The sequence below is a fragment of the Mesorhizobium sp. NPDC059054 genome (assembly GCF_042739215.1).
Taxonomy (GTDB): Bacteria; Pseudomonadota; Alphaproteobacteria; order Rhizobiales; family Rhizobiaceae; genus Mesorhizobium.
Window position 1 is genome coordinate 497,475 of sequence record NZ_JBHYHV010000005.1, and the last position, 25,814, is coordinate 523,288.

At 62.5% G+C, this 25,814-nt stretch carries 25 protein-coding genes; 22 read left to right on the forward strand and 3 right to left on the reverse strand.

What is annotated here, in order from left to right; translation table 11 throughout:
• Positions 1-76: 76 nt before the first annotated feature.
• Positions 77-1,567, reverse strand: coding sequence for an aldehyde dehydrogenase (locus ACFWXH_RS23270; RefSeq protein ID WP_379123693.1), 1,491 nt, complete (start codon positions 1,565-1,567; stop codon positions 77-79).
• A gap of 293 nt (positions 1,568-1,860) precedes the next feature.
• Between ACFWXH_RS23270 and ACFWXH_RS23275 the strand changes: the two genes are divergently transcribed.
• The 20 genes from ACFWXH_RS23275 (at position 1,861) to ACFWXH_RS23370 (ending at position 21,831) form a co-directional block, all read left to right on the forward strand.
• A complete protein-coding gene (locus ACFWXH_RS23275; RefSeq protein ID WP_379123694.1) occupies positions 1,861-2,619 on the forward strand; it encodes a UTRA domain-containing protein in 759 nt (252 codons plus the stop codon).
• A gap of 19 nt (positions 2,620-2,638) precedes the next feature.
• On the forward strand, positions 2,639-3,964 hold the full coding sequence (locus tag ACFWXH_RS23280) for a UbiD family decarboxylase (protein ID WP_379123695.1): 1,326 nt from the start codon (positions 2,639-2,641) through the stop codon (positions 3,962-3,964).
• Positions 3,965-3,966: 2 nt separating this feature from the next.
• A complete protein-coding gene (locus tag ACFWXH_RS23285) occupies positions 3,967-4,566 on the forward strand; it encodes a UbiX family flavin prenyltransferase (protein ID WP_379123696.1) in 600 nt (199 codons plus the stop codon).
• 66 nt (positions 4,567-4,632) lie between these two features.
• A complete protein-coding gene (locus ACFWXH_RS23290; protein WP_379123697.1) occupies positions 4,633-5,160 on the forward strand; it encodes a TIGR02444 family protein in 528 nt (175 codons plus the stop codon).
• 166 nt (positions 5,161-5,326) lie between these two features.
• Entirely contained in the window at positions 5,327-6,391 is a 1,065-nt protein-coding gene (locus ACFWXH_RS23295; RefSeq protein ID WP_379123698.1) for an alpha/beta fold hydrolase, read from the forward strand.
• Between the two features lie 155 nt (positions 6,392-6,546).
• Positions 6,547-7,596, forward strand: coding sequence for a class I SAM-dependent methyltransferase (locus ACFWXH_RS23300; protein ID WP_379123699.1), 1,050 nt, complete (start codon positions 6,547-6,549; stop codon positions 7,594-7,596).
• 233 nt (positions 7,597-7,829) lie between these two features.
• Entirely contained in the window at positions 7,830-9,500 is a 1,671-nt protein-coding gene (locus ACFWXH_RS23305; RefSeq protein WP_379123700.1) for a M28 family metallopeptidase, read from the forward strand.
• A 136-nt stretch (positions 9,501-9,636) separates the two neighbouring features.
• Positions 9,637-10,119: a transcription elongation factor GreA gene (greA, locus tag ACFWXH_RS23310; RefSeq protein ID WP_379123701.1), complete on the forward strand. Its 483-nt coding sequence runs from the start codon at positions 9,637-9,639 to the stop codon at positions 10,117-10,119.
• A 330-nt stretch (positions 10,120-10,449) separates the two neighbouring features.
• Complete coding sequence (locus tag ACFWXH_RS23315) at positions 10,450-11,805, forward strand: ABC transporter substrate-binding protein (protein ID WP_379123702.1); 1,356 nt, start codon at positions 10,450-10,452, stop codon at positions 11,803-11,805.
• Positions 11,806-11,926: 121 nt separating this feature from the next.
• Positions 11,927-12,850 carry a carbohydrate ABC transporter permease gene (locus ACFWXH_RS23320; RefSeq protein ID WP_379123703.1) on the forward strand — a complete coding sequence of 308 codons (924 nt, stop codon included), beginning with the start codon at positions 11,927-11,929 and terminating at the stop codon, positions 12,848-12,850.
• A complete protein-coding gene (locus tag ACFWXH_RS23325) occupies positions 12,847-13,707 on the forward strand; it encodes a carbohydrate ABC transporter permease (protein ID WP_379123704.1) in 861 nt (286 codons plus the stop codon). Before ACFWXH_RS23320 ends, ACFWXH_RS23325 begins: the two co-directional genes overlap by 4 nt.
• 38 nt (positions 13,708-13,745) lie before the next feature.
• On the forward strand, positions 13,746-14,393 hold the full coding sequence (locus ACFWXH_RS23330; protein WP_379123705.1) for a GntR family transcriptional regulator: 648 nt from the start codon (positions 13,746-13,748) through the stop codon (positions 14,391-14,393).
• Between the two features lie 32 nt (positions 14,394-14,425).
• On the forward strand, positions 14,426-15,481 hold the full coding sequence (locus ACFWXH_RS23335; protein ID WP_379123706.1) for an ABC transporter ATP-binding protein: 1,056 nt from the start codon (positions 14,426-14,428) through the stop codon (positions 15,479-15,481).
• Positions 15,482-15,509: 28 nt separating this feature from the next.
• Positions 15,510-16,952, forward strand: coding sequence for an aldehyde dehydrogenase family protein (locus tag ACFWXH_RS23340; protein ID WP_379123707.1), 1,443 nt, complete (start codon positions 15,510-15,512; stop codon positions 16,950-16,952).
• Positions 16,953-16,989: 37 nt separating this feature from the next.
• On the forward strand, positions 16,990-18,216 hold the full coding sequence (locus ACFWXH_RS23345) for a mandelate racemase/muconate lactonizing enzyme family protein (RefSeq protein ID WP_379123708.1): 1,227 nt from the start codon (positions 16,990-16,992) through the stop codon (positions 18,214-18,216).
• Positions 18,217-18,241: 25 nt separating this feature from the next.
• The gene (locus tag ACFWXH_RS23350) at positions 18,242-19,840 is read left to right on the forward strand and encodes a GMC family oxidoreductase (protein ID WP_379123710.1); all 1,599 of its coding nucleotides are present in this window, start codon (positions 18,242-18,244) and stop codon (positions 19,838-19,840) included.
• A gap of 8 nt (positions 19,841-19,848) precedes the next feature.
• Complete coding sequence (locus ACFWXH_RS23355; RefSeq protein ID WP_379123711.1) at positions 19,849-20,334, forward strand: hypothetical protein; 486 nt, start codon at positions 19,849-19,851, stop codon at positions 20,332-20,334.
• Between the two features lie 278 nt (positions 20,335-20,612).
• Positions 20,613-20,888, forward strand: a complete 276-nt coding sequence (locus tag ACFWXH_RS23360; protein ID WP_379123837.1) for an ArsR/SmtB family transcription factor — start codon at positions 20,613-20,615, stop codon at positions 20,886-20,888.
• Positions 20,888-21,400, forward strand: a complete 513-nt coding sequence (locus ACFWXH_RS23365; protein ID WP_379123712.1) for an SRPBCC domain-containing protein — start codon at positions 20,888-20,890, stop codon at positions 21,398-21,400. The genes ACFWXH_RS23360 and ACFWXH_RS23365 overlap by 1 nt, the downstream gene beginning before the upstream one ends.
• The gene (locus tag ACFWXH_RS23370) at positions 21,397-21,831 is read left to right on the forward strand and encodes a hypothetical protein (protein WP_379123713.1); all 435 of its coding nucleotides are present in this window, start codon (positions 21,397-21,399) and stop codon (positions 21,829-21,831) included. The genes ACFWXH_RS23365 and ACFWXH_RS23370 overlap by 4 nt, the downstream gene beginning before the upstream one ends.
• Before the next feature lie 67 nt (positions 21,832-21,898).
• Here ACFWXH_RS23370 and ACFWXH_RS23375 read toward each other — a convergent pair whose 3' ends face one another.
• On the reverse strand, positions 21,899-22,750 hold the full coding sequence (locus ACFWXH_RS23375) for a DUF3313 domain-containing protein (protein ID WP_379123714.1): 852 nt from the start codon (positions 22,748-22,750) through the stop codon (positions 21,899-21,901).
• A 98-nt stretch (positions 22,751-22,848) separates the two neighbouring features.
• Positions 22,849-23,415, reverse strand: coding sequence for a methyltransferase family protein (locus ACFWXH_RS23380; RefSeq protein WP_379123715.1), 567 nt, complete (start codon positions 23,413-23,415; stop codon positions 22,849-22,851).
• Between the two features lie 383 nt (positions 23,416-23,798).
• Here ACFWXH_RS23380 and ACFWXH_RS23385 point away from each other — a divergent pair, with 383 nt between their 5' ends.
• Complete coding sequence (locus tag ACFWXH_RS23385) at positions 23,799-24,491, forward strand: response regulator (RefSeq protein ID WP_379123716.1); 693 nt, start codon at positions 23,799-23,801, stop codon at positions 24,489-24,491.
• The gene (locus tag ACFWXH_RS23390) at positions 24,488-25,771 is read left to right on the forward strand and encodes an ATP-binding protein (protein ID WP_379123717.1); all 1,284 of its coding nucleotides are present in this window, start codon (positions 24,488-24,490) and stop codon (positions 25,769-25,771) included. Before ACFWXH_RS23385 ends, ACFWXH_RS23390 begins: the two co-directional genes overlap by 4 nt.
• Positions 25,772-25,814: the final 43 nt, after the last annotated feature.

A 25,814-nucleotide genomic window follows, 5' to 3' on the forward strand; every position in this document is an offset into this window, starting at 1 on the left:
TGACCCCGCCTGCGGGTTCGCAGCCGGGATCTTCTTCATTCGGTCCGGCCTCCTGCGGCTGCCGGACCCGTCGCCATCAGCCGATGACGAAGGGGTTGGCGATCTCTTCCGCGGTCGAGAGCCAGACGGCTTTGGTCTGCAAGAACTCGCGGATCCCCTCGATGCCGTTCTCGCGGCCGATACCGCTCTTTTTGTAGCCCCCAAAGGGGGTGGTGTAGGACACGTCCCGATAAGTGTTGACCCACACGCTGCCGGCTTCCAGGCGCTCGGACATCAGGATCGCGCGGCGCATATCCGCGGTCCAGACGCCGGCCGCCAGGCCGAACTCGCTGTCATTTGCGATTGCGATGGCTTCTTCCGGCTCATCGAACGGGATCGCCGCAAGGACGGGACCAAAGACTTCCTCGCGTGCGATGCGCATATCGTTGTTGACGCCGGCGAAGATGGTCGGCTCCACGAAGTATCCAGCTTCGCATTCGGCGATGTCGGGACGCTTACCGCCGAGGATCAGGTCGGCACCTTCCTGGACGGCGATGTCGATGTAGCCGAGGACCTTGTCGTATTGCATCGAATTGGCGATCGGACCGATGCGCGTGTCGGCATGCCTTGGGTCGCCGATGCGGGCGGTCTTCGTGAAGGCCGAGAGCTTGTCGAGGAACTGGTCGTGGACCTTGCGATGCAGCAGGAGGCGCGAGCCCGCGATGCAGGTCTGCCCCACCGCGCCGAAGATCCCACCCACGACGCCGCGAACGGCGTTGTCCAGATTGGCATCGTCGAAGACGATGTTCGGCGACTTGCCGCCGAGTTCCAGGCTGACGCGCTTGATGTCCTTTGCCGCCAGCGAATAAAGATGCGCGCCGGTCCTGGTGGAGCCGGTGAAGCCGACATGGCGCGTGAGAGGGTGGGTAACGAGAGGCTCACCAACCTCCGGGCCATAGCCGGTGACGACGTTGATCACGCCCGCCGGGAAACCTGCCTTCTCGACCAGCTCCATCAGCTTGATCGCGGTAGCCGACGTGTATTCGGCCGGCTTCATCACCAATGTGCAGCCGGCGGCCAGAGCAGGCGCCGCCTTGAGCGAGAACAGGAACAGCGGCGCGTTCCACGGCACGATGCCGACGCAGACGCCGAGCGGTTCGTGGCGCGAGAAACTCAACGCACTCTTGTCACAGGGGTGAACCGCACCCTCGATCTTGTCGGCAAGGCCCGCATAGTAGTGATACCAGCGCGGGATATAGCGGATCTGGTGCCGCATCTCGGCCAGAAGACGGCCATTGTCGCGCACCTCGATCTCGGCAAGCGCGTCGGCGTTTTCCTCGATCAACTCGGCGAAGCGCTGGATGATGCGGCCGCGCAGGCTCGGGTGCATCGTGCGCCAGGGTCCTTCGGTAAAGGCTTTATGGGCGGCGCGGACGGCCCGGTCGGCATCCTCGGCATTGCCGCGCGGCACGAGTGCCCACGGCTTCGCGGTGAAGGGATCCACGGTTTCGATATACGCCCCCGAGGCCGGGGCCACCCATTCGCCGCCGATATACATGGATAGTTTTGGCAGGCTTTCGGTCGGCATGACCCCTCCTTGGTACGAACTTCTGCGCCGGCGGATTGCTTCGGGCACCATTGCCCGATGCTTTTCAGCCATTAGTGATATCACTTTAAAAGTGATCTGATATTTTTTTAGATGTCAACGGGGGAGATTATGAATGCCAAAAAATAACAGAAATCGAAAGGAAAACCGCAAAAAGGCATGGAGGATGGCAGGTTTTGAGCTATGTCGAGCTGCTGATGACGGAATCGGCCGAAAATTGGGCTTGATGTTGGCGGTGTGTATATGAGAGTTATCGAAGGGATAATGATATCATTATGGATAAGCGCGTGACCAACGACCAACCCCTCTACGAGCAGATCAAGACCGCCATCGATCGCCGTATCGAAACGGAAGAGTGGCCCGCCAACTTCCAGGTCCCGTCCGAGGGAGATCTCGCCGGGGAGTTCGGGGCTTCCCGGCTGACGGTGCGGCGAGCGCTGCGCGAACTGCAGGCCGATGGCCTGCTCGTGCGCATCCAGGGCCGCGGCACCTTCGTCATCGGCCCCCGGATGCAATGCGCGATATTCAGCCTTCCGGATATCACGGAGGAGATTTCTGTATCCGGCGGGGCCCACAGCTGCCGGGTCCTGCAACACTCGATCCTCGGGAAGGACAGCCCCGGCCGCAACATGCTGCAACTGCCACCCGAAGACGTCGTCTTCTTCTCGCGGCTCATCCATCTCGAAGACGGAACCCCGATCCAGCTCGAGGACCGCTATGTCAACGGGGCGGAAGCGCCGGGTTACATCGAACAGGACTTCACCAACGTCACGCCGCACAACTGGCTGCTGCGCGAGACCACGGTGACGACGATCGACAACACCATCCGGGCAATCCGCCCCGATGAGGATGTTCGCAACTTCCTGCAGATCGATGCGAGCCAGCCCTGCCTGCTGCTCGATCGCTCCACATGGCGTGACGGAATTCCAGTCACCCGCAGCCGCTTCATCTATCCGGGCGACCGCTATCGCCTGCGTTCGACCCATGAAGCGCGCACAAATCGCATTCTTAGCATGCCCGGGAAGGGCCGCTGATTCCGTTCGGGAGGTTGGTATGAGAGAGTTTGTCCGCAAGCTTGAGGCGCGTGGCGATGTCTTGCGGGTCGATCGCGAGGTCGATCCCGCACATGAGCTCGCAGCGGTCACCCAGCTGGCGCAGAAGAAGTGGGCCAAGCCGGTGCTGTTCACAAACGTAAAAGGAACCCGGTTTCCCGTCATCACCAACGTCTACAGCACGCGCGAGCGGCTGGGCGAGATCATCGGGATCGATGCCGGCGACTTCTGTCGCCAATGGAGCAAGCTCGCCTCGCTGGGCACGTCGGAGATGAAGGAGCCGCTGGTTCCGGCAACGGAGATGCCGTCCTACGAGGAGGTCAAGCTTTCGGACCTGCCGCTCATAACCTATTCCGACAAGGACGGGGCCGCCTATTTCACCTCTGCCATGTTCATCGCCAAGGACCCCGAGACCGGGGTCGGCAACCTGTCCTACCATCGATCCATGTACATCAACGACGGCGAGCTGCGTTGCCGCCTCGCACCGCGTCATCATCTGACCATCTACCACGAGAAGGCCGAGAAGATGGGTAAGCCGCTCGAGGCTGCCATGCTGATCGGCCCGCCCGCCCACGCCTTCCTGACCGCGGCGGCGCCGCTGCCCTACGACGTGGATGAGCTGGAAGTGGCCGCGCGCTTGCGCGGGCGGCCGATCGCGATGCGCAAGTGCAACCACATCGACCTCGAGGTGCCGGCCGAAACCGAGGTCGTGATCGAAGGCCGATTCCTGCCCAATGAGCGTCGTCCGGAGGGCCCTTTCGGCGAATTCATGGGTTACTACGTGCCGGTCGGCCCCAACGCCGTCTTCGAAGTGCTCGGCGTCACCGTGCGCAAGGACGCGCTGTTCCACTCGATCCTTTGCGGCTCGCCCGAGGAAGTGCTGACGCTGGAACTTTCTGTGTCGGCCAACATCTACCAGCGCCTCAGTGCCGCCCTGCCGGGGATCGTCAACGTGACGTGCCAGCCCTTCGTCAACCATGCGATCGTGCAGATCGAGCCGCAGTTCGAGGGCCATGCCCGCCAGGTCATGCTGGCGACGATCGGCGCAGAACCGATCTGGGCCAAGCAGATCACCGTCGTCGACACCGACGTGAACATCTACAGCATGGATGATGTGCAATGGGCCATCCTGACCCGTTGCCGCCCCGACAAGGACATGATGATCATCCCCGAGACCCCTTCCTTCTACCGCGACGAGCAGAAGGACCATTGGGGCCGGCTGCTCGTGGATGCGACCAAGCCCTGGGGGCGTGAAGCCGAGTTCGAACGCAAACGCCTGCGGCTGGCCGACACGGTGCAGTCCGAAGACTGGTTCCCGGGCCGGTAATCATGACCTCGCGGCGACTCATCATCGGCATCTCCGGCGCATCGGGGGCGGCATACGGCCTCGCGGCGCTGGAGATGGCGCGATCCGCCGGGGTCGAGACACATCTCGTGGTCTCCCGCTCGGCCATACTGACGCTTCATCAGGAGCTCGGCCTGAACAAGGCCGGTCTCGAGGGGCGTGCCGACGTGATCCATCCGGTGGCCGACGTCGGCGCGACGATCGCCTCGGGATCGTTTCGAACCATGGGGATGCTTGTCGCCCCTTGTTCGGTGAAGACCATGTCGGAGATCAGCACTGGGGTCACCTCGACCCTGATGAGCCGCGCCGCCGATGTCGCGCTCAAGGAACGGCGGCGCCTTGTCCTGATGGTGCGCGAAACCCCGCTTCACCTCGGACATCTGGAAACGATGGTGCGCCTCACGCAAATGGGAGCGATCATCATGCCGCCCGTCCCGGCCTTCTATACAAGGCCGGCGAGCGTCGACGACATCGTCAGCCACTCCATCGCGCGGGCGCTGGACCTCTTCGACATCGATACGGGCGCGATCAAGCGGTGGGGCGGGCTCAAGGAGAGCATTCGCGACACGCTGCTTGCGGAATGAGAGAAAGGCTGCTTCTCCAGCCTGGCCGAACGAGGCCGTTCAACTGACAAGCCAGGGGGCCAAACCGTGGAAAAGGCCGACAACGACAAGGCGCCGCTCGATCTCTGGGCATTCATGCTCGGCGTCTATGCCCGTCCCGATGTCGCCCCGGCCTGTCTTCGATTGCAGGACGCCCACGGGTTGGACATTCCGCTGATGCTGGCAGTGCTGCACGGCGGCGTCTGCGGGCGCGTTCCGGATCCGGAACAGATTCGGGCGTTCGACGAGAACTGCCGCGTCTGGCGCGAGACCGCGATCCGGCCCTTGCGGGAGGTGAGGCGCGCGATGAAGGCCCACGACTGGCTCGCATCCCAACCACGGGCACTTCTTCTGCGCGAGCGCGTCAAGGCGGCCGAATTGGATGCAGAGCGGGTCGAGGCGGATGTGCTTGAACGGATGCTCGGCGACATATCGCTGGGCTCCAGGCTGATCGATATCGACGGGTTGATCGACCTGACCGTGACGGTGCTCGATCTTTACGACCCTGGAAGAGCGAAACGGGTGCCACCGGACGTCGACACGATCGCAGCCGCGGTGCTGCAGACGGTGAAATGATCGGAGGCGAAGCCGATCATGCGTGGCCCGGCGGTCGGTGTAACGACGCGGACGAACGGCTTCTTCCACGATCATCAGGCGTAGACCGTTTTATGATGCGGGCACCGGTCTGATCCATCATCAGATCAACTTGTCGCCCGATCTTCCGCTGCGATATCATCCGGCCATGAAGCTCAGCCAGAGCATCCGGTTCTGCACCTCGGCCGACGGCGCCCGTATCGCCGTTGCGTCGTGCGGAACGGGACAGGTGATCCTGCGGGCGGCGCACTGGCTGAGCCATGTCGACTACGATCTCGAAAGCCCGATCTGGCGGCCGTGGCTTCAGGCTCTTTCGGCGCACAATCGATTTGTGCGCTACGACCCTCGCGGCTGCGGGTTGTCGGACAGGCATGTCGCCGACCTGTCCGTGGAAGCATGGCACGCGGACATGGACGCAGTGGCCGCTTCGATCGAGGAGCCTCGCTTCGTCCTCCTCGGCCTTTCGCAAGGCGGCGCCCTCGCCCTCGCCTTCGCGATGCGGCACCCAGAGCGTGTATCGCATCTGGTCCTCCTGAATGCTTACAGCCAGGGCGCCCGGGTTCGGGCGCGGACGGAGGCCGAGCGGCTGGAGGCAGAGACGCTCGTGAACTTCGTTCGCATCGGCTGGGGGCGCGACAATCCGGCATTCTGCCAGTTCTTCACCAACCTGTTCATACCGGACGGAACACCCGAGCAGCACCGCTGGTGGGGCGACCTCGAGAAGGTGACGGCAACGGCCGATGTCGCCGCGCAACTGCTTTGGCACATGCAAGGTATCGACGTGCTGGACCTCGCATCCGGGCTGCGCGTCCCCACCTTGATCGCGCATAGCCGTTTCGACATGCGCGTGCCTTTCGAGGAAGGCCGCAGGCTTGCCGCCACCATACCGGGCGCGCGCTTCGTGCCGCTGGAGAGCAAGAACCATGTGCTGTTGCCGAGCGAGCCGGCCTGGGCCGTATTCCAGGCCGAACTTTCCACTTTCCTCGGCCGGGACCGTCCGGAACATGCGCGCGCAATCCGCGAAGCCGGCCTGACGGCCGCCGAAGCAGCCATACTGGATCTCGTTGCCGAGGGGCTCGACAACCGGACCATCGCACAACGGCTCGGCAAGAGCGTCAAGACCATCCGCAACCAGTTGTCCGCGATCTTCAGCAAGCTCGGTGTGCACAGCCGGTCCCAAGCCATCATCATGACGCTGTCCGGCAGGGAGTGACCGTCCCGGGAGGCTGGATGGCCCTCGACGGCCCTCCACGCGGGACATCTGCCTCTCCACGTGGCCGGATTTTTGTCCTCGTGCGGGACTGCCGCCTCATGTCCTGCGCCACGGCATGTCTCATCCTTGGATGGAAAACAAGGAGGAGCATGGACATGACACAACTCAACGAAACCGTCCTCAATGAACTCGTCGGCCGCGTCCTTGGCGATCTTGGCGGAGCCGTAAGCGTGCCGCTGGTGCGGATCGGAGACGCGCTTGGCCTGTACGCGGCCTTGAAGCGGATCGGACCGGCAACGGCCGAAGAACTCGCCGAAGCGTCGGCATGCGCGCCCCGCTACGTGCGCGAATGGCTGTCGGCGCAAACGGCCTCGGGCTACGTGCATTATGAGCGCGGGAAATTCTCCCTGACGCCGGAGCAGGCCTTCGTCTTCGCCGAGCCCGACAGTCCGGTCAACCTGATCGGCGCATTCGATACTGCCGCGGCGATGGTCGAGAACCAGGCGAAGGTCCAGTCCGCCTTCAAGACCGGGCGGGGCGTCGCGTGGGGCGATCAGGCCGGCTGCATGTTCTGCGCGGTAGCACGGCTGTTCCGTCCCGGTTACGTGAATGCGCTCGTCCAGGAATGGCTGCCTGCGCTCGACGGGGTGGTCGACAGGCTGGAGGCCGGCGCGAAGGTCGCCGATGTCGGCTGCGGGCATGGCCTGTCGACGATCCTCATGGCGCAGGCGTTCCCCAAGTCGCGCTTCACCGGCTACGATTTCCATCCGGCTTCGATTGCCGCGGCAACCGCCCATGCGAGGGCGCATGCTGTGACCAATGTGCGTTTCGAGGTCGGCAGGGCGCAGGACTTCGCCGGACAGGACTTCGATCTGGTCACCTGCTTCGACTGCCTGCACGACATGGGCGATCCTGCGGAAGCGGCGGCGCATATCAGACGGGCGCTGAAAGACGGTGGCACCTGGATGGTGGTCGAGCCGATGGCTGGCGACACGCTGGAGGACAACATCAACCCGGTCGGACGGCTCTATTACTCGGCCTCGACGATGATCTGCGTTCCCACCTCGCTGGCCCAGGAGACCGGCCTCGCGCTCGGCGCGCAGGCGGGAGAGAAACGGCTGGCCGAGGTGATCCGCTCCGGCGGCTTCACCAGGGTTCGCAGGGCCGCCGAGAGTCCGCTCAACATGGTGCTCGAAGCGACCTGATGGCAGCGGCGCCCGCGTTTGTTCCCATGTTGCGCGGGCGCATTCCTGCCGTCATGTTGCGAGGCTCCGGCAGACGCGGTCGACCGGATGAGCGGCGGAAGCGGTGCGGTGGTGATCGGCCGGTCCGTCTGGTCCAATCCTATTTTATCGACTGACTTGCACGAAGATGAAACCATCGTCCCGCGATGGGCGACGCTTTGGGGGCACTTGGCGAGAAGCTCATCGAGGATGACATGTCAAAAATTGTGAGATCGGCTTTCGTGCTGGCGATGGTATCCATCCCGGTGGGTTACGCGCAGGCGCAGGAAGAGGTGGACGAGAAGCGCCTTTCCGACCATGTGAAGGTGCTGGCGTCGGACGAATTCGAAGGACGTGGCATCGCCACCGAAGGCGAGAAGAAGACCGTCAAATACCTGTCCGAGCAGTTCGAAGCGGCCGGCCTGCAGCCGGGCGGCGACAAGGGCGACGACGGCAAGCGCGGCTGGACGCAGGCCGTGCCGCTGGTCAAGTCGTCCTTCGACGGTGCGGTGACAGCGACGCTTGGCGCGGGCAAGCAAGCGCCAAAAACCCTGAAGCAGGGCGAGGACGTCGCGATCATGCCCGCTCAGACTGACGACACCAAGATCGCCATCGAGAACGCTCCGCTGGTGTTCCTGGGCTACGGCGTCAGCGCGCCCGAACGCAAATGGGACGATTTCAAGGGTGTCGACCTCAAGGGCAAGATCGGCGTCGTGCTGATCAACGATCCGGATTTCGAAACCGGCAAGGGCGATTTCGGCGGCAAGGCCATGACTTATTATGGGCGCTGGACCTACAAATATGAGGAGGCCGCCCGCCAGGGCGCACTCGGCCTGCTGATCGTGCACGAGACCGCGCCGGCTGCCTATGGATGGCCGACGGTCAAGAACTCGTTCACCGACGATCAGTTCGACATCATCCGCGACAACAATGCCGGTGTGCATGTTCCGCTGAAGGGCTGGATCCAGCACGATGTCGCGGTCGAGCTGTTCAAGAATGCCGGCCAGGATTTCGACGCACTGAAGACCAAGGCGCAGACGCGCGACTTCTCGCCAGTGCCTCTGGAAGGCGCAACGCTTTCGGTCGCCTTCAACGCCAAGCACGACAAGATCGTCACCCACAATGTCATCGGCTTCGTGCCCGGCAAGAAGCAGGCGGACGAGGCGGTGATCTATTCCGCTCATTGGGATCATCTCGGCGTCGGTGAGCCGGATGCGAAAGGCGACAAGATCTACAATGGCGCGGTCGACAACGGCACCGGCCTTGCTTCTCTTCTGGAAGTGGCGCGCCTGCAGGCCAAGGCGCCACAGCCGGCGCGCTCGGTCGTCTTCCTGTCGGTCACCTCGGAAGAGACCGGACTGCTCGGATCGATGTATTATGCCGCGAACCCGCTCTATCCGCTGCCGAAGACCGCCGCGGTGCTGAATTTCGATGCACTGACCACCAACGGCCGCGCCAAAAACATCAGCCCGTTCGGCAATGGCGACGTCAGCCTCGAAGATGAAGTCGCCAGCTACGCCAAGGCGGAAGGCCGCATCTTCACGCCCGACCCGAAGCCGGAGGCCGGGCTGTTCTACCGCTCCGACCATTTCTCCTTCGCCAAGGCAGGTGTCCCTGCCATGTCGTTCGGCCTGGATGGGGCCAGGGACCTTGTCAAAGGCGGCAAGGAGGGCGGCGAGGCGTGGTACAAGACATATGTGGCGGAGCGCTATCACCAGCCGGCCGACGAATGGAGCGCCGACTGGGATCTGTCCGGCATCGCCGAGGATGTCGACCTGGTCTACAAGATGGGATCGGAGCTCGCCAATTCGGACAAATGGCCGGATTGGCACGATGGCTCGGAGTTCAAGAAAGTGCGCGAGGAAAGCGCTGCGGAGCGGCAGTAGTGGCTTTTGGGAGGCGCCCACCTATCTCCCCCTTGCGGGGAGATACGGGTGCCTCGTCACCCATCCTATTGTTGCAGCTTTGGCCAGCGCTGGGGTATCCGTTGGCCAACAGTGTTCGACCGGGAGTTCCAAGCAATTGAGCGTCGCATTTGCCAAGGAGGAAAGCGCCGAGGCCGCATCGGAAACCATCTTGCCACCTCGCCCTATTCCCGACCGGATCAACCTGGTCACCGAGGCCGGCCTCAAAATGCTGCAGGATGAACTGACCCGTGCGCAGCAGGCGCTCGAGACCGCCAGCAAGCTGGAAGACGTCAATGAGAGGCGACGGCAGTCGGCCGTACCGGTGCGAGACACGCGCTACTATGCCGAGCGCGTCCGCACGGCCCAGCCCATGCCGGCACCTACCTCCAATGCAGTGGTCGCCTTCGGTCATTCCGTCACCTTCAAGCGCGACGATGACCGCATCCAGACCTTCCGCATCGTCGGCGACGACGAGGCCAACCCGGCTCAGGCCTCGATATCTCATGGCTCGCCGGTTGCCATCGCACTGCTTGGCAAAGCCGTGGGCGACTTTGTGCAGTTCGGGCAGTGCGAACTCGAGATCCTCTCCATTTCGTGACGTGCCCTAAGGGGCTCAGGCGTTGATCTGCCAGTGCCAATTGCCAGCATCGTGCCTGGTGTCCGTCTACAGGCTCGGCGATTGCATGGATGGTGCGTACCGTCAGGACGCGCTTTGCGATGCCGCCACCACATGCACGTCGGTAGCAGCCGCGCGGTCGACAACGTTCCTCCGAACAAGTTCCTCAGCCAGCGCGGAATCGGGTTCCCCAGACCACACCATTGACATCGAGGACCGCCTTCGGTTAGGTGACTCTATATTCTGGATTCTATAGAATATATGATCCGACGCGTTGGAGGACGTCTCCGGCATAGGTACTGGGAGGAGTGAATGAGTAAGCCTGCAGATGTTGCGACTTCGGTGTCGCGTCGCATGCTCATGGTCGGAACGGCATCCCTCGCGCTTCTTGGCGCGATGGGTATCAGCGCCCTTGCACAGGAGGGCCTCGGAACCGCCGAGCAGCCTGTTGAAATCCACGTCATGGCCAACGAGGCGTTTTCAAACGCCATACAGGAAACGGAAGTCGCGGAGTTCAACAAGCACTATCCGAACATCAAGGTGACCGTCGACGGCGTTCCCTATGTGGAATTGCTGGCCAAGATGATGCTCGACGCCACGAGCCCGACACCGACCTACGACGTGCTCATCATCGACGATCCGTGGGCGCCGCAGCTTGCCGAAGTCGGCGCCCTGGCGGACCTCAAGAGCCCAGAATTCGCGGCGTGGACCGCTCCAGACTACGACTGGGCCGATTTCAACACCGCGCCGCTGGCGGCCAGCGAGTGGAACGGCGTCCAGTATGGCGCTCCGCTTCGTTCGAACATGCTCATGATGTTCTACAACCGCGCGCTCTACGACAAGGCCGGCGTTCCGCATCCGACTCCGGAGTTGACCTGGGCGCAGTATATGGAGCAAGCGCCGAAGCTGGTTCAGGATACGAACGGCGATGGGAAAACGGATGCCTGGGCGGTCGACACCTATTTCGTGCGCGAGCCGCTGACCCCCACCATCTGGCAGACCATCATGAACGCGAATGGCGGCAAGCTGCTCGACGCCGATGGCAAGCCGGCCTTCAACAGCGAGATCGGCGTCGCGGCGCTGGATACGCATCGCAAGCTGCTCGAATACGCCCCTCCCGGAGCCCTGGCGCATGGTTATACGGAATCCCTCCAGGCATTCCGGCAGGGAACCGTCGCCACGATGTTCCAGTGGGGCAGCGTGTATCGCAGCTCCGCCGTGGACCCCAAGACGACGACGCTGAAGCCGGAGCAGGTCGGCGTACAGGTCATGCCGACGGGTTCGGCAAGCGCCGGCGCCCATCGCGGCATCTGGAGCGGATCGGTCAGCGCCAAGAGCGAGAACAAGCAGGCCGCCTGGGCCTTCGTGCAATGGCTGTCCTCCAAGGAGGGCGAAGCCTTCCGCGCGAACGCGCTCGGCACATTCCCGGCGCGCAAGTCGACGCTCTCCTCCAAGCCGGACAGCGATTGGCTCGTTCCCGTCTACCCGGCGCTGCAGCTCGCATACGACGTCTCGGCCAAGGGCGAGATGTGGCGCATCCGCCATCCCAGATCGGATGCCGCACAGCAGGTCCTTGCCGACGAGATCGGCCGTGCCATGGCCGGCAAAACGTCCTCGGCGGATGCACTCAATGCCGCCGCCGAGAAGATCGCCGACATCCTGAAATAAGGGTCCAGGAGCTTGCGGGTGGCGGTCTCCGCCATCCGCAACCGCAATGCTCGTTCCCGTCCAGCAAGCCGTCGGGAACCTTGACATTCCACACGGGTCGAACGGAACCCCGGAGAGAGTTTTGAGCAGTCAGCCTTCCGCAACCATGCATCGGTCCCCGCGCCCAGGGCGCAAGGTCACCGACTTTCTGTCGCGCTGGGCGTTCATGGTGCCGGCTGCCGTTCTGCTCGGCGCCGTTCTGGCATACCCGATCTTCTACACGATAGAGATCAGCTTCTCGCGCTTCGATCTCGCAAGCTTCAGCGCGGTCGAATGGGTCGGCTGGGAAAACTACAGCCGCGTGCTGTCGGACTATCGTTTCTGGGAATCGATGCAAGTCACGCTGATCTACCTCGTGTTTGCGTTGCCCACGCAGATCATCCTCGGCTTCTCGATCGCATTCCTGATCAATGCGGAGTGGCGCGGCCGCAGCGTCGTGCGGGCGCTGTTCCTGATCCCGATGGTCGTCGCCCCGGTCGTCGCCGGCGGCCTGTGGCGCATGATCCTCGACCCTCTCTGGGGCATGACCACATATTTCCTGAGCCTGCTGGGCCTTGAGCCGCTCGACTGGTTCGGCGACGCAACGCTTGCAATGGCCGCGCTCGTCATCATCGACACCTGGCGCTGGACCCCCTTCGTCGTCCTGACGGCCACGGCCGCACTGCTCTCCCTGCCCAAGGACGTGTTCGAGGCGGCCGAGATCGACGGCGCCGGCTGGTGGTCGAAGCTCTGGTCGATCACGCTGCCCTTGCTGGCGCCGATCATTGCCGCGACGTTCATCGTGCGCTGGCTGGGTGCGGTCAAGATGTTCGATATCGCGCTTGCCGCCACCTATGGCGGTCCCGGCGGCGCGACCAACGTCGTCAACCTCTTCATCTATGAAGAGGCCTTCCGGTCCCTGCATTTTGCGGAATCGGCGGCAATGGCCGTCGTCATCCTCGTCATCACGATGGTGCTGACCGGCGTCTTCCTATGGGGCAGCACGCTTCTGGAGGAACGGTTTTGAGCACGACCTCAACCCTCGCCACCCGCCGACACCGTGTCAGGCCCGGCCCCTACATCCGCATCGTCGCCGGCGTCGTTTTCTGCTTCATCTTCCTGTTCCCCCTGCTGTGGATGTTTCTGACATCGTTCAAGGAGCAACGCGATATCTTCACGATGCCGCCGACGCTGTTCTTCACTCCGACGCTCGAATCCTACATCACCTATTTGCAACGGCCCGATATCTGGCGACGCCTGGTCAATACGGTGATTGTCGCCGTCGGTTCCGGCATCGTGTCGGTCGTCGCCGGCGGGATGGCCGGTTATGCACTCGCGCGCATCAAGCTTCGCGGCGCCGGCACGATCGGCCTGCTGATCATCCTGTCGCGGGGCGTGCCGCCGATCGCGCTCGCGGTGCCGATGTTCCTCGTCGCCCGCAAACTCGGCCTGACCGACAAACACATTACGCTGATCCTTGCCTATTGCACCTTCCTGATCCCTTACGTGATGTGGCTCATGCGCGGCTTTTTCCTCGCGCTGCCCAAAGAACTGGAAGAGTCGGCGATGCTGGACGGCTGCAGCCGCTTCGGCGCGTTCTTCAAGATCATCGTGCCGATCTCGCTGCCAGGCCTGCTCTCGACAATGATCTTCAGCATGATCCTGGCGTGGGAGGAGTTGTTGTTCGCCCTTGTCCTGACCAATCGCAACGCTTCGACAATTCCCGTCGCCATCCAGGGCATAGCCGGCGACACCATCAACGGGGCCAATTGGGGCGCGCTGACAGCGGTCGGCACCATTACTGTCATCCCCGTCATCGTCTTTGCATTGATCGTCCAGAAATGGCTTATCCAGGGTCTCGCAGATGGAGCGACGAAAGGGTGATGGCCGTGAATACTCCGGTATTTCTATCGAAAACAGACATGGCCCGGCGCCATATCCAGAAGCTGATCATCACCAAGGTGGTGAAGCCGGGCGATCGGATCACGACCCGCGCGATGTCCGAGGCGCTGGGCATCTCGGAGACGCCGATCCGCGAGGCGATCCGCAGTCTGGCCGCCGAGGGTTGGCTCGAGATCGAGACCCATGTCGGGGCGATCGTCGCCAGCGCCGGGACGGACCAGCTTCGCGAGATCTACGCGTTGCGCGGGCGCATCGGCGCGCTGGCCATCGAGTTGGGATGGCCGGACTTCGATGCCGCGCGGCTGGCAGTGATCGATGAAAACATCACTGCCTCCGACACCGCCATCAAGGCGAATGACGCTGCAGCCTACACGCAGCTGAACCATGATTTTCATGCGCTTCTTTGCAGTTCCCCGCATTCGCAATGGTGCCTTCGCCTGCTCACCAATCTGACCGCGATGACGTCGGTCACCTTCGGGTTCGTCATCCTGCCGGACCGGATGGCCGCGTCGCTGGTGGAACACCGCACGATCCGGGATGCGATCCAGGCCGGCAACATGGCCGAGGCAGCTAATCTTGTCATCGAACATGAGCAGGCGGGATACCGCGCGCTCGTCGGCGAGATCGAAGAGAACGAGCGACAGGCGCGGGAACAGGCAGCGGTCTGAATGCCAGCGCGCATATGCCCAGGGAGAACTGAATGAGTGCAGTCGAAATCAAGGAGGTCCGAAAGTCCTACGGCAACCTGGAAGTGCTGCGCGGCGTTTCGGTCCATATCGACGGTGGCAAGTTTGTCGCGCTCGTCGGTCCCTCGGGCTGCGGAAAGTCGACGTTGCTGCGCATGATCGCCGGCCTCGAGGACGTCACCGCCGGCGAAATCGCGATCGGCGGCCGCGTCATCAACGATGTCGCGCCGAAAGATCGTGACATCGCCATGGTCTTCCAGAACTACGCGCTCTATCCGCATATGAACGTGCGGGACAACATGGGGTTCGCGCTGCGTCAGCGCGGGACGCCGAAGGCCGAAATCGAGAAGCGGGTCTCGGATGCGGCCCGGATCCTCGGCCTGGAGACGTTGCTGGAGCGAAAGCCCCGCGCCTTGTCGGGCGGCCAGCGCCAGCGCGTCGCCATGGGACGCGCCATCGTTCGCAAGCCCAATGTGTTCCTGTTCGACGAACCGCTTTCCAATCTGGACGCCAAGCTGCGCGTCCAGATGCGGTCGGAACTGAAGGAACTGCACCAGCGCCTCGGCGTGACGACCGTCTACGTCACACATGACCAGATCGAGGCCATGACACTTGCCGATTACGCGGTGGTGATGAATGGCGGCGTCATCGAACAGATGGGTCCGCCGCTGCATCTCTACGACAGGCCGGAGAGCCTCTTCGTCGCCGCGTTCATCGGCTCACCGCCGATGAACTTCCTGGAAGGCAGGATCGAAGGCGGCGATACACTTGTCCTCGACAATGGAGAACGCCTGACGCTGCCCCGTGCCGTCGGCGCCGCCGGGCGCGTGACGGTGGGCGTGAGGCCCGAACATTTCATAGCCGGCAAAGAAGGCTGGGCCGCTGCGGTTTCCGTCGTGGAGCCAACTGGTTCCGAAACCCAGATCACGGTGCGTCTCTTCGATCATACCGTTCGCGTGCTTGTCCGGGGCCGGACAGACGCCAAGCCGGGCGAGACCATCCGCCTGACCGTGCCCGCCGCCGACATGCACGTGTTCGATGCCGGCACAGGCAAGCGTCTCGACGCTTGATACGGCCGGACGAGGGAAAGGCACCAGGATGGACGTGAGCAAGTATTTCATCGATGGCCGCTGGGTGGACGCCCTGGGTGATACCCGGCTTTCGCTTATCGACCCCAACACGGAAGAGAGCTACGGCACGGTCGCGCTCGGCGGCGACGCGGACGTCGACGCAGCAGTCGCGGCGGCAAGGCGCGCCTTGCCGGCCTGGTCCCTGGCCGACGTCCGGTTGCGGACCGCCTGTGTCGAACGGATGCTCGAAATCTATCTCAGCCGCATCGAGGAGATGGCGCAGGCAATTTCCCGCGAGATGGGCGCTCCGATCGATCTGGCGCGCCAGGCGCAGGCCACGCTCGGCCAGCGGCACATGACGAACTATCTCGCCGCCATGAAGGATTTCGAGTTCATCAGGCCGCTCGGCCCGCATGCGCCGAACGACCGGATTGTGCTGGAGCCTGTCGGGGTGGCTGCGCTGATAACGCCCTGGAACTGGCCGATCCATCAGATCGCCCTCAAGGTCGTGGCCGCGCTGCTCGCCGGATGCACGATGGTGCTCAAGCCATCCGAAATGGCGCCTTTGTCGGCAACCCTGTTTGCCGAGATCATCGAGGCGGCAGGCGTTCCGTCCGGCGTATTCAACCTGATCCACGGCGATGGTTTGGGCGTCGGGCAGCGGCTTTCCACGCATCCCGACGTCGACATGGTGAGTTTCACCGGCTCGACCCGAGCCGGCATCGCGATCTCCAAGGCGTCCGCCGACACCTTGAAACGTGTCGGGCTCGAGCTTGGCGGAAAGGGCGCCAACTTGATTTTCGCCGACGCCGACGAGAAAGCGGTCGAGCGCGGCGTCCGCCAGTGCTTCGTCAACAGCGGCCAGAACTGCAATGCGCCGTCGCGCATGCTTGTCGAGCGCTCCGTCTACGATCGCTCGGTGGAGATTGCCGCCAGCATCGCGAAGTCCGTACCGGTGGGTCCGTCCGATCAGCACGGGGCGCAGATCGGGCCAGTCATATCGGCACGACAGTTCGACAGGATCCAGAGCCTCATCGAAAGCGGTGTCGCCGGAGGGGCCCGGCTTGTGGCCGGCGGACCGGGACGTCCCGCCGATCTTAATCGCGGCTATTTCGTCAAGCCCACCGTATTCGCCGACGTGTCGAACAGCATGACCATTGCGCGCGAGGAGATCTTCGGCCCGGTCCTGTCGATCATTCCTTTCGACAGCGAGGAGCAGGCGATCGAGATCGCCAACGACACCCCCTACGGCCTCACCAATTATGTCCAGAGCCAGAATGACGAGCGCCGCATGCACGTCGCCCGACGGCTGCGCTCCGGCATGGTCGAGATGAACGGCCAGCCGCGCGGCGCGGGCGCGCCGTTCGGCGGCGTCAAGGCATCCGGCCATTCGCGCGAGGGCGGGCGATGGGGCATCGAGGAGTATCTGGAGGTCAAGTCGATCTCCGGGTGGAGTCGGGTTCAGGCGTGAAAGCCGGTGCCTGCAGTTGGATAGACCAGGAATGACCATGAAAAATAAAGCTACCATCACCGAAGTGAGAACGCTGTCGTGCAGCAACTCCTTTCGGAACTACCATTTCCTCAAGATAACGACCGAAGGTGGCGTGGTCGGCTGGAGTGAGTTTGACGAGAATTTCGGATCGCCGGGCGTCGCGGCCGTGATCAATCAGATCAGCCATCGCCTGATCGGCCAGAGCGCGATGCTGCACGAGCATATCCGCGAAGACCTGCGCAATGTGGTGCGCCCCGCTCTCGGCGGCGTGGTCGGCCAAGCTCTCGGCGCCATCGAGAACGCCCTGCTCGACGTCAAGGCCAAGGTGATGGACGTGCCCTGCCACGTCCTGCTCGGCGGCAAGGTGCGCGACAAGATCAGAGTCTACTGGTCCCACTGCGTCAGCTACCGCATGCGTGCTCCGCATTTCTCGCCAGTGATCAAGGATTCCGAGGGCGTGCGCCAGATCGCGCGCGACGTCGGCGCGGGAGGATTCACGGCGCTCAAGACGAACATCTTCGAATATGACGGGAACGACAGCATCGAGCCCTGGTCGCCAGGCTTTGGCCGGCCTCACGATCCGAGCATGAATGTCGAACGCAGTACCTTGAAGAACCTGCGCCGCCATCTGGAGATCATGCGCGAGGCCGCGGGTCCCGACATCGACATCCTGCTCGACCTGAATTTCAACGCGCGCACCGAGGGCTATCTCAAGATCCTGCGCGAGACGAGCGACCTCGACCTGTTCTGGGTCGAGCTCGACCTTCTGGACCCCAAGGCGCTCGCCTATATCCGTGCGCACAGCCCGCATCCGATCTCGTCTTGCGAGACCCTGATCGGCCTGCAGCAGTTCCTGCCCTATTTCGAGAACCGCTCCGTCGACGTCGCCATCATCGACGCGCCATGGAACGGCGTGTGGCAATCGGTGAAGATCGCCGCGGCGGCCGAGGCTTACGACGTCAATGTCGCTCCGCACAATTTCTACGGGCACCTGAGCACGATGATGAATGCGCATTTCAGCGCCGTGGTGCCGAACCTTCGCATCATGGAGACGGATATCGACCGCATCGCCTGGGACAGCGAGGTCTTCAGCCACGCGCCTGAGATCAAGGACGGCCATCTGATCCTTCCGGACCGTCCGGGCTGGGGCACCGAGCCGGTTGAAGCCGCTTTGGACAAATATCCTCCCCTGGAAAAGGTCGGGCTGTTCCATCGCACCCAGGCACCGAGCCTCGCGATCTAGAGCAATTCCAGCAGGGACTTCTCCAATGAACGAGCCGGTTGACGTTCTGATCATCGGCGGCGGTGCTTCCGGCGCCGCCGTCGCCTGGAACCTCGCCGAGACGCGGATGCGCATCGTCTGCCTCGAGCAGGGCGACTGGCCGCAATCCCAGGATTTTCCGTCGAATGGGCGTGACTGGGAAACGCGTCAGTCCGAAGACTATGCGCTCAGCCCCAATCGTCGCGACGGCCTTGCGGACTACCCGATCAACGACGACGGTTCTCCGATCAAGATCGCGAATTTCAATGGCGTCGGCGGCGGCACGGTGTTCTATGCCGGCCATTTCCCACGCATGCATCCGTCCGACTTCCGAGTGCGTTCCCTGGACGGCGTGGCCGATGACTGGCCGATCGACTACCGCACGCTCGAACCGTTCTTCGAGATCAACGACAGGATGATGGGGGTGTCGGGACTTGCCGGCGACCCCGCCTATCCGAAAAAAGAGCCGCCGATGCCGCCGATACCGCTTGGCCGGACCGGCGAGATGTTCGGGCACGCCATGAACCAGCTTGGCTGGCACTGGTGGCCGGCCGACACGGCTATCAACTCGCGCGCCTATGAAGGCCGCGCGCCGTGCATCAACATCGGACATTGCGGCCATGGCTGCGCGCAGGGCGCTAAGGCCGCCACCGACGTGACCTATTGGCAGGAGGCGCTGCGCAACCGTATCGAGGTGCGGACGCGCTGCCGGGTAAGCCGGATCGAAACGAATGAAGATCGGATGGCGACCGGTGCCTGGTATTTCGACGCCAATGGCGAAGAGGTGTTCCAGCCGGCCGAAATCGTCATCATCGCCTGCAACGGCATCGGCACACCACGCCTGCTGCTGAATTCGGCCTCCGAGCGGTTTCCCAACGGCCTTGCCAATTCCAGCGGCCTGGTCGGCAGGAACCTGATGCTCCATCCCTACGCGATGGCACGCGGTCGGCTCGACACGCCGCAGGATGGTTTCCGCGGCGCACGCGGCTTCATGTGGAGCATGGAGTTCTACGAGACAGATCCGGAGCGGGGCTATGCGCGCGGCTACTGTTATCAATTCACACGCGGTTTCGGACCAGCGACGACAGCGATCAACGGTATGGCGGACAAGCTGATCCCCTGGGGTGAGAATCACCACGACGCGTTCCGGCATTTTTTCGACCATCAGGCCGGCATGGTCTCGATCTGCGAAGACCTGCCTGAAGAAAGCAACACCGTCACCCTCGATCCCGATCTGAGGGACAGCAACGGCATTGCCGCGCCCAGGATCACCTACCGGATCGGCGAGAACACGCAAAAGATGCTGGATCATTCCATCGCGCGCGCCAGGGAAATTCTGCTTGCGGCGGGCGCCACCGACATCGTCACCCACGCGCCGCTATCCCATGCCGGCTGGCACCTGCTCGGCACCGCCAGGATGGGCAAAGACCCGAAGCGCTCTGTGGTGAGCGAATGGGGCCGCAGTCATGACGTGAAAAACCTGTTTATCGTCGACGGCAGTGTTTTCGTGACGTCGGGCGGCGTGAACCCGACATCCACGATCCAGGCGGTTTCCCTGTACATCAGCGACCAGATCAAGTCGCGCCTGCATGAACTCTTCGATTGAAACCCGCCATGACAAAACATCAGGACAATCATCCGGTCGTCGCCTTGTCTCAGCCCGAGCAGGATTGCCTGCGTGCCATCGTGGGCTGCATGATCCCCGCCAGTGCCAAATACGGCATTCCCGGTGCGGACGATCCGGCGATCTTCGACGATCTTCTCGCTTCCATTCGACGGGACGGCGATGCGCTTCGCAATATCCTTGCCACCGTCGATCGTGAAGCCGGCGGCCGGCTTGCCGATCTCGCGCCCGCCGAGCGTTGCGCGCTTCTGACTCGTCTTCGCGAGGAGCGGCCTGGGTTCTTCGGCGTCGTGGAGGCTCTGACGTCCCGCGCCTACTATCGCAACGGCGCGGTGATGAGATCCATCGGCATGGAGCCGCAGGCGCCCTTTCCGAAAGGGTTCGATCTCCCACAGGGCGACCTTTCGCTGCTCGATGCCGTGCGGCGGCGCGGCAATATCTATCGGGATGCCGATGTCGGTGGAGATCCCGCGTGAGCGCGATGAACAAACCCGCCTTGTAGACCCTCTTCACCGCCAGCCTGTGGCTATCGAGAGACCGAAGCCGGCGTGCCCCTTCCCCCTGCAGGAAAAACAAAGGGCGCCTGCCTTGCGCTCTCAGGGCAAACGCACCTGGACTTCACAAGCAGTTCGTCACGAAAGCCTCGTTCGCGATTGACGCCGCAATATATACATGTCAGTGTATATACATGGAAACAAATTTAACTATCCTGCAGGCGCTCGCGGATCCAGTCCGCTTTCGCATTGCCGAGGCCATGAAATCGGGAGAATGCGCGGTCGGCGACATTGTCGAACGCGTGGACATCCAGCAGTCCGGTGTCTCGCGGCACCTGCGCATCCTTTCAGAGGCTGGGATCGTGCAAATGCGCCCCGACGGTCAGAGGCGCCTCTATTCCCTGCGCAAGGAAGCCTTCGATCAGCTCGAAGCATGGGTTGAAGGATATCGCCGCCATTGGGAGGCCCGTCTCGACCGATTTGGCGCGGCACTCGAACAAAATCGAGCATCGGCTCGTCCCCGGGAGAAATCGTGATGAACACAGCATCTGGTGCGAGGGCTCAGTTCTCGGTTCGGCGCAGCTATGCCGCTTCGATCGAAGCGGCGTGGGCGCTTTGGACCACGAAATCCGGCATCGAATCGTGGTGGGGACCGGAAGGGTTCGAAGTGAAAGTCGTGTCGCTCGACCTGCGTCCAGGTGGGGCGCTGGTCTATCTGATGACCGCCGTGGCGCCCGAGCAGGTGGCGTTCATGAAACAGGCCGGCATGCCGCTGACGAGCGAATGCAAGGTCACCTACACCGAGATCTCACCGCCAAACCGCCTGGCCTATAACACTTTGACCGATTTCGTACCGAATGTGGCTCCCTACGAAACAGCCACCGTCGTCGAGTTGGAAGCGACGACCGACGGTGTGAAACTGACCGTCACGTTCGACGCCATGCACGACGATATCTGGACCGAGCGCAAGCGTGCCGGGCATGAGAGCCAGCTGCGAAAACTGGACGCTTTGCTTGCCGCGCAAGGCAAGGGACCGCGGTCGTCATGAGGCCGTGGATCGCAAGCGCCATCGCGGTGGCCACCGGCTTCCTCGCTACGGCGGCTGCCTCCATTGCGACGGACCTGGCGATGCACGCGACCGGCGTTTTCCCACCTGTGCCACAAGTGATGGCCGATCCTCTTTTCGCTTTGGCCGCGGCTTACCGCGCAGCTTTCACGGTCGCTGGCGGCTACATCACCGCTCGTCTCGCGCCCGACCGGCCGATGCGCCATGCCTGGCTCCTGGCAGGCATCGGTCTTGCGGCGGGTCTGGCGAGCCTGATCGCCTACTATGGCGATGGCGGAGCCGAGCTTGGGCCTGCCTGGTACGCGATCTCGATTCCAGTGGAGGCGATCCCTTGCGTCTGGCTGGGAGGTCGCCTCGGCACCTGGCATCGATCGCTTGCACGCACGCCCCGAGCGCATGGCAATCGACCGTAGACGCGAGTGGGCTTGGCCGTTGCAGATGCAGGCAAAGCCTCCCGAGGACCGCCAGTCACGCCATCTGCTACCTCTGTGAAATGGCCCCCCTGTCGGACCATCCAGGAGGCAAACCGAATTTGCCCGTAACCAGACCCGCTACCCCCGGCGCGCGACCGAATGTCCGACACGCGGCGTATTTGGCTTTCCCGCCCAGAGTCGACCATATCTTTTGGCCGGACGGGACCTCAGGCCACCGGCCGAAGGGCGATTTTCCGTTGACGACCAGCTTCGCAAAGTCGTCACCGAATTTGGATGCCAGGCTGTATGCGTCCCCGACCTGCGACATCCGGGGCTTCTCCGTGATCGAATTGGCTCCCCTCGCCCAGAGCATGGCGGCCTTCTGTGTTCCATCGGTTCCGAGCGCCTCGGCTTCAACTGCGATTCCTCCCAGACCCAGGGGTATCCGCGGCAAGGAAACAGGCAGGACCATCGAACTGCCAAATGATGTGGCCACTGCCACACCGGAGGCGACGACATCTGTCGGCACAAGAGCCGTGATGTTGGCATGCACGGTCAAATCGGCGTTTTCAGCATCACCCACGACTTCCAGACGATCGCTGAGGGATACGCATAAGGACCGATCGATCGCATTGGCGACAAGGCGAAGGTCTTTCGGTTCCTTGATCATGCTCGCTGCTGCCGGAGAGAACTCCGTCGGGACGATCCGTACGGTGCGCGCTTCGAGGAGGGTATCGCGGTCGGCCTTCATCGCCGCTTTGGTCAACAGCCCCTTGTGGGCGGCGAGACCTTGGTAGGACGTCAGCGATGTTCCTTGCTGCAGCGGAATGTTTGCACAACCGGCAAGGCAAAGGACGGGCAAGAGGCCAATCACCGCCTGTAGCAGTTTCGGCCAGAAAGGCAGGGCTTTCATAAGCATCGACAGTGTCCATTGGAACGGATTGAGCGAGAAGCCATCAGGTCGAGGAGCGCCATGTCTTGCGCGCCGTTCCGGCCGGCCGGTGACTTCAACTCCGGTCAGAAAAGCCGAAACAGGGCGGGGACCGAACCGCGCGCCTGAAGCCACTCGATAAGCTCGGATACCGGCACGGCGCTGAAGAAGAGAAGGCCGTCGAAAAAGACCGCGTAGAGCCGCTTGGGATTGGCCATCACGCAATCCACATCGGCGAATGCGGAGAAGCGAGGCAGAAAGCGGGGCACGCGCGAACAGTAGTTTTCGTAAGACGCGCCAAAGGCCTGGTGAAGGCGTACTTCCTCGGCTCGAACAACGAAATGGAAGATCAGCCAGGTGCACACGGCGAATGCCACGGCAACCATGACGCTTCCCGTTTGCGCTCCAGCACCTGCGGCGCCCATTGCCGAGAAGACGTAGAGAGGATTGCGTGTGATGGAATACGGCCCGGTCTCGACCAGTTCACGGGTCTTGCGGCCACCGATGTAGAGCGTGGACCACAGGCGGCCAAGGATGGCCGCGGCGATCAGGCCGATCCCGATGGCCTCGACAAGGCTCGCAGTGGGTTCGCTGTTGCGGGCGCTGATGAAGAACAAGGCCCCGGCCGCCGGAAGGATGAGCAAGAAAATCATCTGACGCCGCCGGCTGTGGAATTGGTCCAATGAAACCGGGAATGGGTACCGATTTGTTCGTACCGCAGCGGCGTCAGGCAAAGCTTTCTGAAGGGAGGGCCGTGTGTGCGGTGACCGCGGCCGGTTCTCCAGATGCCCGTCACGGTGCTGGAGCCTGTCGACGTCAGGGCATGAGGGGACCGGCGGCTCTGCCGATGTGTCGTGCGCAGATCGAATGGTACGATAGCCGGGAGCCTGCATCGCCAATGCCCTACATGGAGGGCCTAGCCTTACCGGCCTGGGCGTTAAGTGCTGTCAAGCCAATGTAAAGTTATGTAAAACCGCTCGGCTCATCTGCCCGGTCCATGGCAATGGGGTTTCGAGGATCATGAGCGATCTGACCGATGGCAAAGGTATTGTTGATCGATGACGACGAGGAGCTGACTTCGCTCCTCATCGAATATCTGGGCGAGGAAGGTTTCGTTTGCCGAGCGGCGAACGATCCGCGGCTTGGCCTTCAGGAAGCCATATCAGGCCATCACGATATCGTCGTTCTCGACGTCATGATGCCCCGCATCAATGGAATTGACGTGCTGCGGAAGATCCGTGTCTCCAGCGAGATTCCGGTGCTGATGTTGTCCGCGCGGGGAGAACATATCGACCGGATCACCGGGCTTAATCTCGGGGCCGATGACTATGTCCCCAAACCCTGTTCTCCAGACGAGATTGTCGCGCGGCTGCGCGCCATTCTTCGCCGAATTGGGGGGCCTTCCGGCAGTGCGGCGCCGCGTGTGCTTCGGGCAGATGCGCTGGAAGTCTACCCGGGATCGAGAACGGCGACATGCGAGGGCCGTCGGCTGGAGCTCACCGGAACCGAATTCAGCCTGCTGGAAGTCTTGATCCGCGAGGCAGGACAGATCGTCACGAAGAATGATCTGTCCAGGCAGGTCTTTGGCACAGCACTCGCTTCTTTCGATCGACGGATAGATGTCCACATAAGCAGCATCAGGCAAAAACTGGGCTTGCGCGACGACGGACAGCCATGGATCAGGACGGTGCGAAGACAAGGATACCAGCTCATTCAGACGTCTTCATGAACCGTCTGTTCCGAAGACTGTTTCTGACGATCTGGCTATCGATGGCCGGGATGATCGGCACCATAGTTCCCCTCGCAAAATTCGCCGAATCCCAGCTTCCGGCGGAGAACAATTCCCGGAACTCGCCGCCCCTTACGCTCGATCTGATCGAAAACCTGATCACGACAGACCACATCGATACCGCCAGGAAGGTGGCTGCAGCGCTGGTCTCGGTCTCCTCCTTGCGTCCGGAGATCGATGAAATTGCCGTGGACGCCACGTCCCGGCGCTGCCCGACAGAAGAGCAGCATGCCGGTTTCGACAGCCGCATCATTGCCACCGGCGACCGGTGTTTCAAGATCGCGGTCACGCGCCAGGACAGCGCGTACCAGCTCTTCAAGTCGATTTTTTTCTTCCCGCTGCTCGGCTGTGTGCTGGCCAGTTTGCTTGCCTCATTCTGGCTTGCGAAATACCTCACCGGCCCCATTGTCATGCTCAAGGACGGCCTTCACAGGTTGGCGAGCGGAGACTTCGCGACGCGGATTGGGGAGAAGCTCAAAAGACACCGGGATGAAGTTTCCGACCTCGCGCGTGATTTCGATGTCACCGCGGAAAAACTGCAGACGCTGCACGCGAACCGGCAGAGGCTCTATCAAGACATTTCGCACGAACTGCGATCCCCGCTTTCCCGCCTCCAGGTCGAGTTGGGTGTGCTGCGGCAAAAGCCTGCGAAGGCCGGCACGATGCTTGCCCGGATGGATCGCGAGATTGAGCGACTCAACACCTTGGTCGAGCAGATCCTCACCTTGGCGCGTCTGGGATCAGGATCGCTTGCGTCGGCCGAACGCCAACAGATGGACGTGATCGGCGTACTCAAAATCATTGCCGAAGACGCATCGTTCGAAGGGCAAAAGAGGAATGTCGACGTTCGGCTCAGTGGACAGAAGACATTCGTTGCCGAGGTCGACGGAGAGCTGCTCTTTCGGGCGTTCGAGAATGTCATACGCAACGCGTTGAACTATACGGCCGCAGGCACCACCGTCTCCGTGCATGCATCGCTCGAGCGGGACCAGTTTCTGAGAGTAACCGTCAGTGACTGCGGCCCGGGCGTTGCGCCCGAACATCTCGCAGAGATATTCACCCCATTCGCGCGCGTTGGAGACCATCCATCCATCGGCGGCCACGGTCTCGGCCTTGCCATCGCCAAGCATTCGCTTGAGCTGCATGGTGGGCGCATATGGGCGACGCCTGCCGAGGCCGGGCTTGTCGTGACTATGGAGATACCGGCCTTCCGCTCATGACGAGAAGGATCTAACCCCAAAAATCAAGATCCGATAGCGTCGT

Excerpts from the sequence above, each read along its gene's own strand:
- ACFWXH_RS23270 (WP_379123693.1), bottom strand. The coding sequence starts at position 1,567 with ATGCCGACCGAAAGCCTGCCAAAACTATCCATGTATATCGGCGGCGAA.
- ACFWXH_RS23275 (WP_379123694.1), top strand. The coding sequence starts at position 1,861 with ATGGATAAGCGCGTGACCAACGACCAACCCCTCTACGAGCAGATCAAG.
- ACFWXH_RS23280 (WP_379123695.1), top strand. The coding sequence starts at position 2,639 with ATGAGAGAGTTTGTCCGCAAGCTTGAGGCGCGTGGCGATGTCTTGCGG.
- ACFWXH_RS23285 (WP_379123696.1), top strand. The coding sequence starts at position 3,967 with ATGACCTCGCGGCGACTCATCATCGGCATCTCCGGCGCATCGGGGGCG.
- ACFWXH_RS23295 (WP_379123698.1), top strand. The coding sequence starts at position 5,327 with ATGAAGCTCAGCCAGAGCATCCGGTTCTGCACCTCGGCCGACGGCGCC.
- ACFWXH_RS23300 (WP_379123699.1), top strand. The coding sequence starts at position 6,547 with ATGACACAACTCAACGAAACCGTCCTCAATGAACTCGTCGGCCGCGTC.
- ACFWXH_RS23305 (WP_379123700.1), top strand. The coding sequence starts at position 7,830 with ATGTCAAAAATTGTGAGATCGGCTTTCGTGCTGGCGATGGTATCCATC.
- ACFWXH_RS23315 (WP_379123702.1), top strand. The coding sequence starts at position 10,450 with ATGAGTAAGCCTGCAGATGTTGCGACTTCGGTGTCGCGTCGCATGCTC.
- ACFWXH_RS23330 (WP_379123705.1), top strand. The coding sequence starts at position 13,746 with ATGGCCCGGCGCCATATCCAGAAGCTGATCATCACCAAGGTGGTGAAG.
- ACFWXH_RS23335 (WP_379123706.1), top strand. The coding sequence starts at position 14,426 with ATGAGTGCAGTCGAAATCAAGGAGGTCCGAAAGTCCTACGGCAACCTG.
- ACFWXH_RS23340 (WP_379123707.1), top strand. The coding sequence starts at position 15,510 with ATGGACGTGAGCAAGTATTTCATCGATGGCCGCTGGGTGGACGCCCTG.
- ACFWXH_RS23345 (WP_379123708.1), top strand. The coding sequence starts at position 16,990 with ATGAAAAATAAAGCTACCATCACCGAAGTGAGAACGCTGTCGTGCAGC.
- ACFWXH_RS23350 (WP_379123710.1), top strand. The coding sequence starts at position 18,242 with ATGAACGAGCCGGTTGACGTTCTGATCATCGGCGGCGGTGCTTCCGGC.
- ACFWXH_RS23355 (WP_379123711.1), top strand. The coding sequence starts at position 19,849 with ATGACAAAACATCAGGACAATCATCCGGTCGTCGCCTTGTCTCAGCCC.
- ACFWXH_RS23360 (WP_379123837.1), top strand. The coding sequence starts at position 20,613 with ATGAAATCGGGAGAATGCGCGGTCGGCGACATTGTCGAACGCGTGGAC.
- ACFWXH_RS23365 (WP_379123712.1), top strand. The coding sequence starts at position 20,888 with ATGAACACAGCATCTGGTGCGAGGGCTCAGTTCTCGGTTCGGCGCAGC.
- ACFWXH_RS23370 (WP_379123713.1), top strand. The coding sequence starts at position 21,397 with ATGAGGCCGTGGATCGCAAGCGCCATCGCGGTGGCCACCGGCTTCCTC.
- ACFWXH_RS23375 (WP_379123714.1), bottom strand. The coding sequence starts at position 22,750 with ATGCTTATGAAAGCCCTGCCTTTCTGGCCGAAACTGCTACAGGCGGTG.
- ACFWXH_RS23380 (WP_379123715.1), bottom strand. The coding sequence starts at position 23,415 with ATGATTTTCTTGCTCATCCTTCCGGCGGCCGGGGCCTTGTTCTTCATC.
- ACFWXH_RS23385 (WP_379123716.1), top strand. The coding sequence starts at position 23,799 with ATGGCAAAGGTATTGTTGATCGATGACGACGAGGAGCTGACTTCGCTC.
- ACFWXH_RS23390 (WP_379123717.1), top strand. The coding sequence starts at position 24,488 with ATGAACCGTCTGTTCCGAAGACTGTTTCTGACGATCTGGCTATCGATG.